The sequence below is a fragment of the Paenibacillus sp. KACC 21273 genome, assembly GCF_028736095.1.
In the GTDB taxonomy this organism is placed as follows: Bacteria; Bacillota; Bacilli; order Paenibacillales; family Paenibacillaceae; genus Saccharibacillus; species Saccharibacillus kyungheensis.
Map to the genome: position 1 here is coordinate 657,390 of NZ_CP117876.1, position 16,826 is coordinate 674,215.

Here is a 16,826-nt window from a genome sequence, read left to right on the forward strand (position 1 = left end):
ACTGACTTGAGTATCAGACCTGAAGAAATCAGTACATTGATTAAAAGTCAAATCGAGCAATACAAAAACGATATTGAAGTCGTTGAAGTTGGAACAGTTATCCAAGTAAGTGATGGTATTGCCCGTGTATACGGTTTGCAAAATGCAATGTCAGGCGAACTTCTTGAGTTCTCTAACGGCGTAATGGGTATGGCTTTGAACTTGGAATCCAATAATGTCGGTGTTGTTATCCTTGGGGAGTATTCACAAATTCGTGAAGGCGATCAAGTAAAACGCACAGGACGTATTATGGAAGTTCCAGTAGGGGAAGCTCTTCTAGGTCGCGTTGTCGATCCTTTGGGTCAACCTGTAGATGGTAAAGGCCCTATTGCTGCAACAGAATTCCGTCCTGTTGAAGGCGGAGCACCTGGTGTTATTGACCGTAAATCGGTTCATGAGCCTATGCAAACAGGTATCAAAGCGATTGATGCGATGGTTCCTATCGGTCGTGGTCAACGTGAGTTGATTATCGGTGACCGTCAAACAGGTAAAACAGCGATTGCTATCGATGCAATCATTAACCAAAAAGGTCAAAACGTAAAATGTATTTATGTAGCGATCGGTCAAAAACAATCAACTGTTGCTCAAGTTGTAGAAACACTTCGTCGTCATGGCGCATTGGAGTACACTATTATCGTAACAGCTGCTGCTTCTGATCCTTCACCACTACTATACATCGCTCCATATGCAGGTTGTGCAATGGGTGAATACTTTATGTATAAAGGCGAGCATGCTTTGATTATTTATGATGATTTGTCCAAACAAGCGGCAGCTTATCGTGAATTGTCCTTGCTACTTCGTCGTCCACCGGGTCGTGAAGCATTCCCAGGTGACGTGTTCTATCTTCACTCCCGTTTGCTAGAGCGTGCGGCTAAGCTTAGTGATGCAAAAGGTGGCGGTTCTTTAACAGCATTGCCATTTATTGAAACGCAAGCTTCTGACGTGTCTGCTTATATTCCTACAAACGTAATCTCGATTACAGATGGACAAATTTTCTTGGAAGCTGATCTGTTCTATGCAGGTCAACGTCCAGCGATTAACGTTGGTATTTCGGTATCTCGTGTTGGTGGTTCCGCTCAGATTAAAGCAATGAAAAAAGTTGCAGGTACACTGCGTCTAGATCTTGCTCAATATCGTGAGCTTCAAGCGTTCTCCCAGTTCGGATCTGACCTTGATAAATCAACAATGTCTCGTCTAAATCGTGGTGCACGTATGATGGAAATTCTAAAACAAGGCGTTAACCAACCATTGTTAGTAGAACAACAGGTAGTTAGCTTGTATACAGCAGTTAAAGGTCATTTAGATGATATTCCGGTTGCAGATGTACGCCGCTTTGAATCTGAATTCCTTGCTTATATGACAAGCAGCCAGGATGCTGTTTTACAATCGATTCGTGATACAAAAGATTTGACTGCTGATAATGAAAAAGCATTGGTAGATGCAATCAATACCTTCAAAAAAGGTTTTGCTACCTCCAACTAATTTCATTTGATCGAAAATAGATGTTCTGCAATGAAGTTGCTACAGCTCCGATAGCCAATCTGTCGGACTGTGGTCAACCATGATTCAGGAAACAACTTTGAACTTGTTTTCAGAGGGTTAAGGTGGTGAAATCATATGGCTAAAGGTATGCGCGAGATCAAACGTCAGATTAAAAGCGTAGAAAATACAAAACAAATCACCAAAGCAATGGAAATGGTTGCGGCTTCCAAACTTCGTAAAGCACAAGAGAAGGCACAAGCAGCACGCCCATATTCCGATAAATTGCGTGAAGTGGTTGCGAGTATTGCTTCTGGAACAAGAGGCGTATATCATCCGATGTTGGAGAAGCGTCCTGTTAAACGGATTGCTTATCTCGTAGTGACTTCCGACCGTGGACTTGCGGGTGGTTATAATGCCAACATGCTCAAATATGTTAGCAATCAGATCAAGGAAAATCATACATCGACAGATCAGTACGAATTGTTCATCATTGGACGAAAAGGACGCGATTATTTCCGTCGCCGCAATCTTCCTATTACAGAAGAAGTGACAGAATTGACCGACTTTCCGACCTATGCCGATATCAAATCTCTAGCCTACGAGGCTGTTAAAGGATATGAAGAAGGCAGATACGATGAGCTTTACTTATGTTATAACCAGTTTATCAATGCATTAACACAAGTTCCAAGTTCAACTCGTTTGTTGCCAATGGAATCTGTAGAAGTTGCAGAAGAAGATAAACTCAAAGCAAGCTATGAATACGAGCCTTCAGCAGAAGGTGTATTGGAAGTTCTTTTGCCAAAATATGCACAAACACTGATCTACAATGCTTTGCTTGAAGGTAAAGCTAGTGAACAGGGTGCTCGAATGACAGCCATGGGTAGCGCAACGAAGAACGCATCTCAAATGATCAAAGATCTAACACTTGTCTATAACCGTGCTCGTCAAGCATCGATTACACAAGAGATCACTGAGATCGTCGCTGGGGCTAACGCACAAGGCTAATACGGCTTATTAATATAATTATGTACAAGCAAGTGCAATAGCATTGCTTGATGACATCGCTGCATACAGCAAGTCAGTAGGAGGGAAAACGATAATGAACAAAGGTCGCGTTGTAAGTGTAATGGGACCGGTTGTAGACGTAGAATTCGAACGTGGTCAACTTCCGGAAATCCTACACGCGCTCAAAGTCGAAACTACGCTAGATAACGGTAACAAAATCGACTTGACGCTTGAAGTATCGAATCATCTGGGGGATAATCTTGTCCGTTGTATCGCAATGTCTTCCACAGATGGTCTAGTACGTGGACTAGACGCTCTTGATCTAGGTGCTCCTATTTCAGTACCTGTAGGTAACGTAACGTTAGGTCGTGTATTTAACGTATTAGGTCAACCTATCGATGAAGCTGGTGATGTTGTAGCTGAAATCAAAAACCCGATTCACCGTCAAGCTCCTAAATTTGACGAATTGTCTACACAAGCTGAAATTCTTGAAACAGGAATCAAAGTTATCGATTTGCTAGCTCCTTATGCTAAAGGTGGTAAAATCGGTCTGTTTGGTGGTGCTGGTGTAGGTAAAACAGTAACTATTCAAGAATTGATCAATAATATCGCGCAAGAACATGGTGGTATTTCTGTATTTGCTGGTGTTGGTGAACGTACTCGTGAAGGTAATGACCTTTATCACGAGATGAGAGAATCAGGCGTTATCAACAAAACAGCAATGGTATTCGGACAAATGAACGAGCCTCCTGGTGCACGTCTTCGTGTAGCTTTGACAGGTTTGACAATGGCTGAGTATTTCCGTGATGAAGAAGGAAAAGACGTATTGTTGTTCGTTGATAATATTTTCCGCTTTACACAAGCAGGTTCTGAAGTATCTGCATTGCTAGGACGTATGCCATCTGCGGTAGGTTACCAGCCTACACTTGCAACAGAGATGGGTCAATTGCAAGAGCGTATCACTTCTACCAAAAAAGGTTCAGTTACGTCGATTCAAGCGATCTATGTACCAGCGGATGATTATACCGATCCGGCTCCTGCGACTACATTTGCTCACTTGGATGCAACAACGAACTTGGAACGTAAAATCTCTGAAATGGGTATTTTCCCAGCAGTAGATCCACTTGCTTCCAGTTCACGTATCTTGAATCCTGAAATTGTAGGAGAAGAACATTACAATATCGCTCAAGGTGTTAAGCAAATCTTAGCACGTTACCGTGAGCTACAAGATATTATTGCAATTCTGGGTATGGATGAATTGAGTGAAGAAGATAAGTTGACTGTATCGCGTGCGCGTAAAATTCAACGTTTCTTGTCTCAACCGTTCCATGTTGCTGAACAGTTTACTGGAATCAAAGGACGTTATGTACCTGTTAAAGAAACAGTACGTAGCTTCAAAGAGATTTTAGATGGCAAACATGATGATCTTCCAGAAGCAGCATTCCTCTTTGTAGGCACGATTGAAGAAGCAGTGGAAAAAGCAAAAACACTGTAAATTATATGCCTGCAAAACGTGAGGAGGGATGAAAGTGAGCACGTTTCTATTGGAAATTGTAACACCTGAACGTCTGGTGTTTTCCGAACAGGTGGATCAATTAAGAGCCACAGGTGTAGAAGGTCAACTTGGGATTCTAGCAGGTCACATTCCGATGGTTACTCCACTAGAAGTCGCTCCATTGGTGTACAAAGTCAATGGGAAAGAAACAGTGGTAGCTATTCAGAGTGGATTTCTAGAAGTCCGTGCTGATAAAGTAGTAGTGTTGGCAGATAGTGCAGAATTGCCGAACAATATTGATATTGAACGTGCAAGAGCAGCAAAAGAACGTGCTGAGCGCCGTCTCAACAACAAGTCGACTCAAGATCACATTGACTTCCGCCGGGCTGAACTTGCTTTACAACGAGCAATGAATCGTCTTAAAGTATCTTCAGCTGGTGAGAACCGTTAAATGTATATAACCGGGCCGCTATATAGGGTCCGGTTTTTATTTTTTAATTTGTCTATAAAAATGGCTTGTGCTATTATAGGTGAGTTCGTTTTGATCATATAATAGAGATTCACAGATTTGAGAATGATTGTCTTTTGAGAAATGTTAGGTCTTTAGGCGTATCCCTAGTATTTTTATTTCAGTAAGATTTATTTATTTGCTGAGAAAAATGCTTTAAAAATGCAGTTATTTTCTGAAATAACACCAATATGACAAGAAAATGCTGATTTTTGTAAATTTGGGACTAGATTCTTTAACGCTGTGCAAGTATTATAGAATAGTCCGTATAAAAGGATGATTAATGAGTAAGCAATAAAGGAGGGAGCTATTTCAAAAATGAGTACGGTAGATACAGTGTCCGCTGTCGGTGTGAACGGTTTACTATCCATATTCATATCGCTCCTTTGTATTGGTCTGTCCTGGTGGGCATTGCAAAATTTAAAACTTGATTTACTGATTCGTTATCCCAAAAGTGCTGCCGGCAAATTGCTCCATTTGTTATTGTCGATTGTACTCGGGCATTTCGTATCCAACTTCCTGCTGGATTATATCCGCTGGACACAGTCTATCCGATTTATGTTTTGAATGTGAACAGTGTGGTTATAAGTGTGTTAGACTATTTTTTTGAAACCAAACAGTTGTATGATTCTCACCTACTACATTAAAAACTAAAATTTATGCAATAGGGTATTGTACAATCACACGAATCTGAAAGATGAATTAGATTAAATAACAGACAGATACCATGGTCTGTATGCAACTATGTTCAGCTTGATCTGATTCGTCATTGTGTAATGCCGGATAAGCAAAATGACGCGCGGAGGGAACCCTAATGAGCAAATTTATCGTCCGCGGTGGCAAGCGATTAACAGGAAGTGTTAAAGTTAGCGGAGCTAAGAATTCTGTTCTTCCAATTATTGCTGCCTCACTACTTGGAGAAAATGGTGTAAGTGTTATTCATGACGCACCTTCTCTTGACGATGTAATGACGATTAGTAAGGTATTAGAATCGCTAGGAGCGGTTGTTACATACCAAGATGAGACTATTCAGGTCAATGCAGAAGAATTAACTTCTTGTGAAGCACCGTATGAATGGGTAAGCAAAATGCGTGCCTCTTTCTTGGTTATGGGTCCATTGTTGACTCGCTTGGGTAAAACTCGTATTTCTTTACCTGGTGGTTGTGCAATTGGCACACGACCTATTGATCAGCATCTTAAAGGCTTTGAAGCTATGGGTGCAGAGATTAATTTGGGGCAAGGCTACATCGAAGCAAAATGTGATGGTAGACTTCGTGGAGCGAAGATTTATCTAGACGTAGCTAGCGTAGGCGCTACTGAAAACATTATGATGGCAGCTACTCTTGCAGAAGGTACTACAACGATTGAGAATGCAGCTAAAGAACCTGAAATTGTAGACTTGGCTAACTACCTTAACAGTATGGGTGCTATAGTTCGCGGAGCAGGTACAGGTGTTATTCGCATTGAAGGTGTAGAATCTCTTAACGGTACAGAACACACAGTTATACCTGATCGTATTGAGGCAGGTACATATATGGTTGCCGCAGCTATCACTGGTGGTAACGTGTACGTGGAAGGTGCTATCGCTGATCATTTGGGTCCTGTTATTTCTAAAATGGAAGAGATGGGTATTACGATCATTCCAGACGAAAATGGAGTGCAGGTTATTGCAGATAAGCCACTTCGTGCTGTCGACTTAAAAACTTTACCTTACCCTGGTTTCCCAACAGATATGCAAGCACAGATGATGGCGTTAATGCTTGCTTCTGAAGGAACTAGTATTATTAGTGAAACTGTATTTGAAAATCGTTTTATGCATGTCGATGAGTTCAACCTGATGAACGCGGGGATTCGTATTGAAGGTAGAACATCGATCGTAACAGGTGGAGCAAGTCTAGTGGGCGCGAAAGTATGCTCAACAGATTTGCGCGCAGGAGCTGCATTGATTTGTGCAGGTTTGATCTCTGAAGGAACAACAGAAGTTAGTGGAACGCACCATATCGATCGTGGATATGTGCATTTGGCTGAGAAGTTGTCTGGATTGGGAGCAGATATCTGGCGCTTGGAAGAAGCAGAACCTTCTCAAGAACCTACACCTGCGGTAGAAGAACAAATGGCTGCTTTTTCTGACAAAACAGAAAAAGTAAACACAGCTACTTTGAACGTTCAACCAACACTTGCTTAAAAACAGTATATGAATTTAATGTATCTATAGGCGAACATTAGATCGCTTTTGATATCGTAATTCACGTATATTAAAGAGTCAGACTGATTATAGTCTGGCTCTTTTGGTATATATGACAGTTTCTTTTCCAAAAATGACGAACAATGGCGTTGAATACCCTTGGTAATTATGCTAATTTTAATAAGTCAGCCTTTTGCATTCATTTTATAGTGGGCCCATATACATACTTTTTTCGCTGAACTGATCGTTGCCGGAGAACGTTTATTCGTTAACATATCATACATAACCAGTGAATAGGCTCTCAGATGATGTAAAAGCATAAAATAACGGACGGTGCTTTGTTACCGGAAATACGAACTTTTGGAGGCTCTTGATATGTTCAGCAAGGATATTGGAATCGATTTAGGTACAGCAAATGTTTTGATTCATGTAAAAGGAAAAGGTGTCGTGTTGGACGAACCTTCAGTAGTCGCTATAGAAACAACAACCAAACGTGTACTTGCTGTCGGTGAAGAAGCAAGACGTATGATCGGTCGAGCACCGGAAAATATTGTCGTTATTCGTCCACTTCGTGATGGAGTTATTGCAGATTTTGAAGTAACCGAAACGATGCTTAAACACTTTATTAATAAAGTAGGCGCTCGTAGCTGGTATAGCCATCCTCGTATTCTAATCTGTGCACCTACCAATATCACTTCTGTTGAGCAAAAGTCGATTCGTGAAGCAGCAGAACGCAGTGGTGCCAAAGAAGTGTTTTTAGAAGCAGAACCCAAAGCAGCAGCGATCGGAGCAGGCATGAATATTTTCGAACCAAGTGGTAATATGGTTATTGATATCGGTGGAGGTACAACCGATATCGCTGTATTGTCTATGGGTGATATTGTAACTTCAGCTTCACTAAAAGTCGCTGGAGACAAATTCGATGAATCGGTCATTAGACATATCAAAAATAAATATAAATTGCTGATCGGTGAACGTACAGCAGAAGATATCAAAATTAATATTGCGACAGTACGCCCGGGCGGTGTGCAAAGAGAAATGGATATTCGTGGTCGTGATATCGTGAGCGGATTGCCTAAAACAATCACAATTTCATCAGGTGAAGTACAAGAAGCATTATCCGATACAATTTTGTCGATTGTAGCAGCAGCCAAAACTGTGTTAGAACAGACGCCTCCAGAATTATCCGCAGATATTATTGATCGTGGTGTTATTTTGACAGGTGGCGGAGCGATGTTAGACGGGTTAGAAGAATTATTATCGCAAGAATTACATGTCCCTGTACTGGTTGCAGAAGATCCTATGCACTGTGTTGTTAAAGGAACAGGAATTATGTTAAATAATTTGGACAAAGTCTCTAAAAAAAAGTTCTAGTCTAACCGATATATAAGAGTAGAATGTAATGATGAGACGGAAACTTGGATATAAACTATCAGAATCACCCATATATTGAACACGAAAGGAGTGTCCGGTAATGTTAAGAGGTCTATATACGGCTGCTTCAGGTATGATCACTCAGCAACGTCGCCATGATACCGTGACGCAAAATATAGCAAACGTAAATACCCCTGGATACAAGCAAGTAGAGAGTATTGAACGTTCTTTTCCAGAAATGCTGATCTCGCTAAACAATGGAGATCAAGGAGCAAGCAACCAAAACATTGGTCGTTTGAACACAGGCGTACTGGCAGAAGAAAGTATCTCTATGAATGTACAAGGTGATATGCGTCAGACGAATTCGGCAGACGACTTTGCTTTGGTGTCAGAGATTAATCTGGCAGACCCGACAACCCGGCAGAACATTCCTTTCGATGCTTCAGGTAAATATGTAGCAGAAAACGGTACCGTGACGTACCGTCCACAAGCTTTTTTTACAGCAACTAGCAAAACAGGTGAGACTGGTTATACGCGTGACGGTAATTTTCAATTGAATGCAGCAGGACAATTATTGACATCTACAGGTAATCAGGTATTAGGGGCAACAGGGAATCCGATTACACTACGTGGTTCGATCGATGATTATAATTTTGATTCAAGAGGAAATATCACAACCAAATTGAATGGCGCTACAGTAGGACGCTTAGGAATTTCTGTAGTGAATCTACCAGGTCAGATGACTCGTGCAGGTGATGGGTTATTTCGTGTAACAGATCCAGCTACAGCAGGGGTGAGACAATTGCAAGCAGGCGATAATGTAGAAGTTCGTCAAGGTTACTTGGAAGGTTCTACAGTAGATGCAGCCGCTTCAATGGTTGATTTAACAGCAGCACTTCGTGCGTATGAAGCCAATCAGAAGATCGTACAATTTTATGATAAAAGCTTAGACAAAACAGTCAATGACGTAGGTCGTGTATAATATAGCAGTATAGATGGTTAGCAAAGGAGGAGAATAATGAATAATTCGATGATCAGTGCAATGGTAGCGATGAGCGGTATCCAGCAAAAACTGGGTGTGGTATCTGACAACATTGCGAATGCCGATACCGTTGGATATAAAGGAAAGCAAGCTACATTTGAAGATGTATTTACCGCTGTCAAACAGCAACCAGGTGCAGCGTCTGCTTTGCCAGGTCGTGTAACAGGTGCTGGGTACAATCTTGGGTTTGGTGCTCGTATGGGCGATGTGACGATGAATACAGCTCAAGGTGAAATGCAGACGACTAACAATCCAACCGATTTGGCTATTCAAGGTGACGGTATGTTTGCAGTGAGTGCCGATGGTAAGCAAGGTTGGACACGTGAAGGTTCTTTCCACTTCGTACCGTCAGCAACCGATCCGACCAAAGCATTTATGGCAACCGATCAAGGCTATTTACTTATGGGGAAAAATGCTAGAGGTGTATCTGCTCCTCTAGAAGTTCCAGCCAAAACCAATATCCAGATCGATGACAAAGGTGTTGTTCGTTCTACAGATAGCGCAGGCAAAATTACAATCCTTCCACAAACCGTTCAAGTAGATCGTGTCATTCATCCAGAAGGTCTTACACAAATGGATGGCAACTTATTCATGTTACCTACCGGAGCGAACTTGAATGATGTTGTAGGCACGATGTCACCAACAACTCAAATTCGTCAGGGATTTTTGGAAGGTTCTAATGTCGATTTGAGTGCAGAAATGTCTGAATTGATTACAGTGCAACGTGCATATCAGCTGGCAGCACGTACGTTATCTTCTAGTGATAATATGATGAGTATTACCAATAGTATTCGTGGCTAGTAGACGCGCAGCCGTACAAGAAGCGGCTAAAGCTCAAGGGAAAGCAACTCCTAACAAAAAAATTGTGAGAAAACCTGCTGCACCTGAGAGAAAAGAGCCGGAGAAGAAGCCAGCCACTCGATCTTCTTCGGCAGGTATCAAAACACTACGTGTACTATTAGTGATCGTTGGATTTGTTGTTGCTTTGATAGCAGGCTTAGCAGTAGGTTATGCTATGATTGGCAAACAAAATATATCGGATGTATTATATCCAGAAACATGGGCGCATATTTTTCAACTTGTTTTTGCACCATGACCTTTAAAGACTCCTGCTGATGCAGGAGTTTTATTTTTGTTGTCGAAACCGTTATAATGATGTGGAATGCTTAAAATGACTAAAAAATGCTTACATATTATATGGGACAATGCAGGGGAACAAATCTTTTCTGAACAGCTGCACACGATACGTAGAGAAGCAACTGTAAAGAGAGAATAGAAGTGAACCTATACTGTTGAAAATGAGAGGGGTTTTGGTTGTGTTAGATGTACAACAAATTCAGGAGATTATACCGCATCGTCCTCCTTTTTTACTGGTAGATCGCATACTGGAGTTGGAAGTCGGTAAACGTGCAGTAGGAATCAAAAATGTAACGATCAATGAACCTTTTTTTGTAGGACATTTTCCGGGTTATCCGGTAATGCCAGGTGTGCTGATTGTTGAAGCGTTAGCTCAAGTAGGTGCAGTAGCTATTTTACAAATGGAAGCTAACCGTAATAAACTAGCTATGTTTGCAGGGATCGATGGTGTTCGTTTCCGTGGACAGGTTGTGCCTGGAGATACACTTCAATTAGAAGTAGAAATTACCCGTATGAAAGCATCGATTGGTAAAGGTCAGGCCAAAGCAACCGTTAATGGTACAGTTGTTGCTGAAGGCGAAATCATGTTTGCACTGACTGATCCGAATAAAGAATAATTGATCAGACTCAATATCAAATGAATGTATTTTTTTATAAACCATATATAGAGAAGGGATGGATATTATGACAACACTTAGTGAACAAGCTCAACGCAATCTAGATCAATGGTTAAATGATGAATCGATCGATGCAGCAACCAAAGAGGAATTGCAAGGGCTCCAAGGACAAGACAAAGAATTAGAAGATCGCTTTTACCGTGATTTGGAATTCGGTACAGGTGGATTACGTGGAGTGATTGGTGCAGGCAGTAATCGTATGAACTCTTATACGGTAGGTAGAGCAACACAAGGATTAGCAGAATATATTGTATCTGCTCATTCCGGAGAAGGTAAACCATCTGTTGTGATCGCTCATGATTCCCGCCACTTTTCACCGGAGTTTTCATTAGAAGCTGCTTTGGTACTTGCTGGGAACGGAATCGTAGCTAAGTTATTTCCTTCGCTTCGTTCAACACCAGAACTTTCCTTTGCAGTGCGCAATCTAAAAGCAACCGGTGGTATTGTGATTACAGCAAGTCATAATCCGCCTGAATATAATGGATACAAAGTGTATAACAATAGTGGTGGACAATTGGTTCCTCATGAAGCAGAACAAGTGATCAGCAATATCCGTGAAGTCTCTTCTTTTGCAGCAATCAAACGTATTAGCCGCGAAGAAGCAGAGCAACAAGGATTGCTAGTATGGTTAGGCAAAGAGGAAGATGAAGACTTTATCCAAGCAGTTACGGATATTAGTGTGAATCGTGAATTGTTACAAGGCGAAGCAGGTAAAGCTTTGAAAATCGTCTATACCCCTTTGCATGGAGCAGGTAATCTGCCAGTACGTGCAGGATTGGAACGTCTTGGCTTTACGAATGTTTCTATCGTGTCCGAGCAAGAAGCACCGGATGGTAACTTTACAACGGTGAAGTCTCCTAACCCTGAAGAACGCGAAGCTTTTACACTAGCGATTAAGCTTGGTGAAGAAGTAGATGCTGATATTCTAATCGGTACTGATCCAGATAGTGACCGTATGGGTGCTGTTGTAAAAGATCCTACTGGTAAATACTTTGTACTTACAGGTAACCAATCTGGTGCCATTATGATCCATTATTATTTGAGCCAGCTTCAAGAGCAAGGCAAACTTCCTTCGAATGGTGCAGTCATCAAAACTATTGTAACCAGCGAAATGGGAGCAGTCATTGCTGAACATTATGGAGCAACAGTGTTCAACACATTGACTGGTTTCAAATATATCGGTGAAAAAATGAATCAGTTCGAACAAAGTGGCGAGCATACGTATCTGTTCGGTTATGAAGAGAGTTATGGTTATTTAGCAGGAAACTATGCTCGTGACAAAGATGCAGTTGTTGCAGCATTGTTAATTAGCGAAGCCGCTGCTTATTACAAACAACAAGGCAAAACGCTATATGATGTTTTGCAAGAGTTGTATGAACAGTTTGGACATTTCCAAGAAAGTCTGGAATCACGTACGCTTAAAGGAAAAGATGGAGTAGCACAGATTCAAGGAATCATGGAATCATGGCGTACAGAAAGCCCTGCTGACATTGCAGGCGTTAAAGTAAGCGAAGCCTTAGATTATTCTAAAGGTCTAGACGGTCTTCCAAAAGAAAACGTATTGAAATTCTTATTGGAAGATGGATCATGGTTCTGCTTGCGTCCATCCGGTACAGAACCAAAAATCAAAGTATACTTTGCTGTTCGTGGCGATTCAGGCGCAGATGCAACAGATCGTATTCAAAAGTTAACGGCTGCTGTAATGCAACGTGTTGATGGTTAATAGTCAATTTATTTTATGAAAATCGTAGATTGTCATCAATTTTTAGTAGGATAGACGCTGTAGGCAGTATATAATAGATCAGATGAATGAAGGGTTCCGCTGTGAAGCTTAGTCTTAGCAGCGGAACCATTCGTTATGTTCTTCTTTGGGCGACTGCTTGAGGATGATATAACGAACTTACTAAGGAGGTACTTGAGTGGTTCAGAAATGGCAGCATTGGAATAATTCTTCTGTGAAATGGTTATGGATATTGGTGATTATTGGTTTGGTGGCTTCATTGCCTATCGCTTTTGATCGTACCAAAACCGAGTCAACGTCCAAAAATGTGGAGTTTGTTTTTAATTATCGTAATCTGATCGATATTGCATCGTATCAGCCTCATCCCCAGGATTATATCAAGCAACAGCTTTTATTGCTTAAGGATGCAGGCGTAGGTTCTGTAGCTGTATACCAAAGTAATTTAAGTGAATTGCAAAAATCACAACGTCTTAATGTGTATAATTCTGTGGATGTGGCTAATCTCCAAAATCAGGTGATTCCACAAAATGAAAATTTTACATATGTCCAATTTACAAGTGAAGAAAATGCGCAATTATTAGAGCCGGTTCTTCAGCGTGTATACAATTCATTGGGCATTGCTGTCGTACCTTGGAGCTTTAAAGGATTACCAGGTGTTATTATTCAGACTTCTACGGATGAAGCTGGGCTAAAACCGCTGGATCCTGATCCGATTACAATGCGGATGCTTCATAATATGGGATTCCAGATTGTTCCTCGTTTGAATGATTCATTACCATATGATCAGACGCGTATGAATGGATTGCTAAGTCAATTTGCTGAGTACGGGGTCAAAACGATTCTTTTTGATGGTGAATCTGTTACTGGTTTTAATGACGATATTGAGAAGAAAAGTATCGCTAACTTTGCAGCATTGTTAAATCAATATCATATCGGTATCGCTGCGATTGAAAACTTAAAAAAACCACAAACGGGTTTTAGTAAATTAGCATATCTTATGCATTATAATGTTGTTCGTTTGTATTCATTAAGCGAATCTGATTCTAAGCTTGATCCGTATACAGTAGCTGATCGTTTTGCACTAGCTGCAAAAGATCGTAATATTCGGATGATGTATATCAATTTGGCAGTATCTCGTGATACCGCTAAAGCTCAAATGACTAACTCTATTGATAATGTTATTAAAAGTTTGCAAACAGAAGGACAGGCTATTCAGAATATCGAAAGTCATGGTTTCAAAATTGGACCTGCGTCTGCTATGGATGTCAGTCATTCTGCTTTCAACAAATATTTCAAATTGCTTGTCTTGATTGGAGCTATTGCTTACATTGCTTTGTTAGTGTCTTATTTTGTACGTCGTTTAACATTAATTGTGTTCGTGCTTGGATTGATCGGAAGTGCAGGAATGATTCTTATTCATCAGGCACTTATTTTAGAACAAGGTATCGCTTTACTTGCAGCCATTAGTGCACCGACGATTGCAATGATCTATGCGGTACGTAAAGTCGATCGCTTGTACGAAACAAGACATCAATTATCAGCAAGCCAACGTGTCATTCAAGCGGTTATCTTATTTATTCGTACATCGCTTTGGTCGTTAACAGGGGCGTTATTCATTATTGGGCTTCTGAATGATATTACGTATCAACTGGTGATTAATCAATTCCGCGGCGTAAGTTTACTACACTTTGCACCTATCGCTTTGATCGCGGTATATATCGCTTTCTACCGTGGCAAACAAAGTTTTGGTATAGGTGGTATCCGCAAAGTATTAACCACTCCAATTACTTTAACTTGGATTATTGTATTAGGAATTGTAGGGATTGTAGGAATGTATTATCTTTCTCGTACAGGAAATGCAGGAACAGTAACACCACTTGAAATGCACTTCCGTAATGCACTGGAAAGCTTGCTGGGCGTTCGTCCACGTAACAAAGAATTTTTGATGGCACATCCATTATTTATTGTAGGTGTATTTATTGCAGCTAAATACCGTCATGCGATTTACATTATGATTATTGCTTGTATTGGTCAATTATCAATGGTTGATACATTTGCTCATATTCATTCGCCTGTTCATATTTCATTGATTCGTGGTTTACTTGGAATGGGACTTGGTTTGATTCTTGGATTGGTTGCTGTTATCGTATGGCAAATCCTTGAAAGGTGTTGGAAAAAATGGCTACCGCTTCTGCGAAAATCGTAATCTCTGGATACTATGGATTCCGCAATAGTGGAGACGAAGCGGTATTGAAATCGATTTTGAATTCACTGGAAGATCAGGGTAAACAGCAAGGTATTCAGATCGAGCCTATCGTATTGTCGGGTGATCCAGAATGGACTTCCAAAATGTATGGAGTACGTTCTGTAGGACGATTGAAGATTCGCGAAATTCGCCAACTGTTAAAAGAAAGTGATGGTCTAATCAGTGGTGGAGGCAGTCTTCTTCAAGACTCTACAGGGATTATGACGATTCCTTATTATCTTGGTATTGTTCGTATTGCTCACTGGTTACGTAAGCCAGTCTTTATTTACGCGCAGGGCGTAGGCCCTGTACAAAAGAAATTCTTTTTCTCTTGGATCAAAAATAGCTTCAAAAAAAGCGCATATGTATCTGTACGAGATCAAGAATCTGCTTTGTTACTAGAAAAAATGGGACTTTCTCGTTCCAAAGTTGAAGTTGTAGCTGATCCTGTCATGGGATTACCTTTACCTGTGAAGCAAGAACCTATTCACATTAACCCTTTGAATACTATAAAAGAAGCGAATATCGATTCGCTTCCTGTAGTTGGTATATCCGTTCGTTTTTGGGACAAACAACGTCGAGAATTGGATGGAATAGCAGACGGTTTGCGATTGCTGAGTCAAGAATCACCTGTTCATCTTCGGTTTTTACCGTTCCATTTGCCAGAAGATGAACAAGCTTCTCAATACGTGATCGATCGTATTGGTGATATCAGTGATCATGGAAGTGTGATCAGCAGTGCAGAACAAGTGACCGATCCACAACAAATGTTAGTGGAAGTTAGCCGCTGTCATGCTATTATAGGTATGAGGCTTCACAGCCTGATCTATGCAGCATCTCAGTCGGTACCTTTAATCGGAATATCGTATGATCCCAAAATCGATCAATTTCTGAATCGGTTGCAGATCCAAGCAACAGGAACCAGTACCAAAGTAGAACCGTTACAATTGGCACAAGAAACGAAAGCATTGCTAGATGATCAAGAAGGATGGCGCGCAAGCAAAGCTTCTTTAATTGAATTACTCAAACAAGATGCTGCTAGCCCTGCTCGTTTTATTGCTCATTATTATTTAGCACAAAGGTGATATATAATGAAACAATGGAATACTATACCGACTGTTCCGATCTATGGTTTACAAGTATCTAAAATGAATATGGATGATACTGTTGAGTACCTCGAGCAAAGTATCAAAAAGGGTAAACCACAACAGATTATTACAGCGAATCCGATTATGATTATGACAGCTTTAGAGCAACCGAGGTATATGCAAGTTATGAAAAACGCAGAATTATTAGTTCCTGATGGTGCAGGGCTAGTATGGGCGGCTTCAACTTGTGGTCAACCTGTTGCTGAACGTGTAGCTGGATACGATTTATTGCATCGCTTAATGGACAGAGGTCAGACCCTTCATTGGAAAGTATATTTGCTGGGTTCAACTCCTGAAGTGATTCAGGCAACAGCTACCCGGTTAAAAAGTTTATATCCGCATACTGCGATTGTTGGATATCGGGATGGTTTTTTTGGCCCTGATCAAGATGCAGAAATTATTGCAGAAATTCGTCGTCTTTCACCTGACCTTTTGTTTGTAGCAAGAGGAGCAGATACGCAAGAACCGTGGATTGGTACATACAAGCAAGAATTGGGTGTTCCGATCATTATGGGCGTAGGAGGAAGCTTTGATGTGATCTCCGGTAAGACCAAACGTGCACCAAAATTGTTTCAAAAATTGCGCTTAGAATGGTTTTATCGCTTGTTAAAAGAGCCTACTCGTTACAAAAGAATGCTTGCGCTTCCGAAATTCGCATTAAAAGTGCTAAAGGACAAGGAAAACGTAGTAAAAGTTCAATAAATAGATGAAATTTAGATGAATATCGCTGAAAATGTGCTTAAAAGCA

The 16,826-nt window shown here is 40.8% G+C and carries 15 protein-coding genes; all 15 read left to right on the forward strand.

The features are described 5' to 3' along the window. Positions 1–6 precede the first annotated feature (6 nt). The 15 genes from atpA (at position 7) to PQ460_RS03045 (ending at position 16,780) form a co-directional block, all read left to right on the forward strand. Complete coding sequence (gene atpA, locus PQ460_RS02975; RefSeq protein WP_273613780.1) at positions 7–1,521, forward strand: F0F1 ATP synthase subunit alpha; 1,515 nt, start codon at positions 7–9, stop codon at positions 1,519–1,521. Positions 1,522–1,656: 135 nt separating this feature from the next. After that, a complete protein-coding gene (atpG, locus tag PQ460_RS02980) occupies positions 1,657–2,526 on the forward strand; it encodes an ATP synthase F1 subunit gamma (RefSeq protein ID WP_273613779.1) in 870 nt (289 codons plus the stop codon). Positions 2,527–2,620: 94 nt separating this feature from the next. After that, the gene (atpD, locus tag PQ460_RS02985; RefSeq protein ID WP_204826280.1) at positions 2,621–4,021 is read left to right on the forward strand and encodes a F0F1 ATP synthase subunit beta; all 1,401 of its coding nucleotides are present in this window, start codon (positions 2,621–2,623) and stop codon (positions 4,019–4,021) included. A 34-nt stretch (positions 4,022–4,055) separates the two neighbouring features. After that, positions 4,056–4,472: a F0F1 ATP synthase subunit epsilon gene (locus tag PQ460_RS02990; protein ID WP_204826281.1), complete on the forward strand. Its 417-nt coding sequence runs from the start codon at positions 4,056–4,058 to the stop codon at positions 4,470–4,472. Between the two features lie 375 nt (positions 4,473–4,847). Continuing rightward, complete coding sequence (locus PQ460_RS02995; protein WP_204826282.1) at positions 4,848–5,096, forward strand: DUF1146 family protein; 249 nt, start codon at positions 4,848–4,850, stop codon at positions 5,094–5,096. 247 nt (positions 5,097–5,343) lie between these two features. Beyond that, positions 5,344–6,714 carry a UDP-N-acetylglucosamine 1-carboxyvinyltransferase gene (gene murA, locus PQ460_RS03000; RefSeq protein WP_274171744.1) on the forward strand — a complete coding sequence of 457 codons (1,371 nt, stop codon included), beginning with the start codon at positions 5,344–5,346 and terminating at the stop codon, positions 6,712–6,714. 375 nt (positions 6,715–7,089) lie between these two features. Next, positions 7,090–8,088, forward strand: a complete 999-nt coding sequence (gene mreB, locus PQ460_RS03005; RefSeq protein WP_273613777.1) for a rod shape-determining protein MreB — start codon at positions 7,090–7,092, stop codon at positions 8,086–8,088. A 100-nt stretch (positions 8,089–8,188) separates the two neighbouring features. Continuing rightward, positions 8,189–9,070 carry a flagellar hook-basal body protein gene (locus tag PQ460_RS03010; RefSeq protein ID WP_273613776.1) on the forward strand — a complete coding sequence of 294 codons (882 nt, stop codon included), beginning with the start codon at positions 8,189–8,191 and terminating at the stop codon, positions 9,068–9,070. A 36-nt stretch (positions 9,071–9,106) separates the two neighbouring features. Continuing rightward, entirely contained in the window at positions 9,107–9,931 is an 825-nt protein-coding gene (locus PQ460_RS03015) for a flagellar hook-basal body protein (RefSeq protein WP_273613775.1), read from the forward strand. Beyond that, positions 9,924–10,226 carry a DNA-directed RNA polymerase subunit beta gene (locus PQ460_RS03020; protein WP_273613774.1) on the forward strand — a complete coding sequence of 101 codons (303 nt, stop codon included), beginning with the start codon at positions 9,924–9,926 and terminating at the stop codon, positions 10,224–10,226. The genes PQ460_RS03015 and PQ460_RS03020 overlap by 8 nt, the downstream gene beginning before the upstream one ends. 202 nt (positions 10,227–10,428) lie before the next feature. Then, positions 10,429–10,884, forward strand: a complete 456-nt coding sequence (gene fabZ, locus PQ460_RS03025) for a 3-hydroxyacyl-ACP dehydratase FabZ (RefSeq protein ID WP_274171745.1) — start codon at positions 10,429–10,431, stop codon at positions 10,882–10,884. Between the two features lie 67 nt (positions 10,885–10,951). Further along, entirely contained in the window at positions 10,952–12,667 is a 1,716-nt protein-coding gene (locus PQ460_RS03030; protein ID WP_274171746.1) for a phospho-sugar mutase, read from the forward strand. A gap of 196 nt (positions 12,668–12,863) precedes the next feature. Continuing rightward, positions 12,864–14,891 (forward strand): DUF5693 family protein, encoded by a 2,028-nt coding sequence (locus PQ460_RS03035; protein WP_274171747.1) that lies wholly within the window; start codon positions 12,864–12,866, stop codon positions 14,889–14,891. After that, the gene (csaB, locus tag PQ460_RS03040; protein WP_274171748.1) at positions 14,864–16,015 is read left to right on the forward strand and encodes a polysaccharide pyruvyl transferase CsaB; all 1,152 of its coding nucleotides are present in this window, start codon (positions 14,864–14,866) and stop codon (positions 16,013–16,015) included. The genes PQ460_RS03035 and csaB overlap by 28 nt, the downstream gene beginning before the upstream one ends. Positions 16,016–16,021: 6 nt before the next feature. Then, entirely contained in the window at positions 16,022–16,780 is a 759-nt protein-coding gene (locus PQ460_RS03045; RefSeq protein ID WP_273613769.1) for a WecB/TagA/CpsF family glycosyltransferase, read from the forward strand. Positions 16,781–16,826: the final 46 nt, after the last annotated feature.

Excerpts from the sequence above, each read along its gene's own strand:
- atpG (WP_273613779.1), top strand. The coding sequence starts at position 1,657 with ATGGCTAAAGGTATGCGCGAGATCAAACGTCAGATTAAAAGCGTAGAA.
- atpD (WP_204826280.1), top strand. The coding sequence starts at position 2,621 with ATGAACAAAGGTCGCGTTGTAAGTGTAATGGGACCGGTTGTAGACGTA.
- PQ460_RS02995 (WP_204826282.1), top strand. The coding sequence starts at position 4,848 with ATGAGTACGGTAGATACAGTGTCCGCTGTCGGTGTGAACGGTTTACTA.
- murA (WP_274171744.1), top strand. The coding sequence starts at position 5,344 with ATGAGCAAATTTATCGTCCGCGGTGGCAAGCGATTAACAGGAAGTGTT.
- mreB (WP_273613777.1), top strand. The coding sequence starts at position 7,090 with ATGTTCAGCAAGGATATTGGAATCGATTTAGGTACAGCAAATGTTTTG.
- PQ460_RS03010 (WP_273613776.1), top strand. The coding sequence starts at position 8,189 with ATGTTAAGAGGTCTATATACGGCTGCTTCAGGTATGATCACTCAGCAA.
- PQ460_RS03015 (WP_273613775.1), top strand. The coding sequence starts at position 9,107 with ATGAATAATTCGATGATCAGTGCAATGGTAGCGATGAGCGGTATCCAG.
- fabZ (WP_274171745.1), top strand. The coding sequence starts at position 10,429 with ATGAGAGGGGTTTTGGTTGTGTTAGATGTACAACAAATTCAGGAGATT.
- PQ460_RS03030 (WP_274171746.1), top strand. The coding sequence starts at position 10,952 with ATGACAACACTTAGTGAACAAGCTCAACGCAATCTAGATCAATGGTTA.
- csaB (WP_274171748.1), top strand. The coding sequence starts at position 14,864 with ATGGCTACCGCTTCTGCGAAAATCGTAATCTCTGGATACTATGGATTC.
- PQ460_RS03045 (WP_273613769.1), top strand. The coding sequence starts at position 16,022 with ATGAAACAATGGAATACTATACCGACTGTTCCGATCTATGGTTTACAA.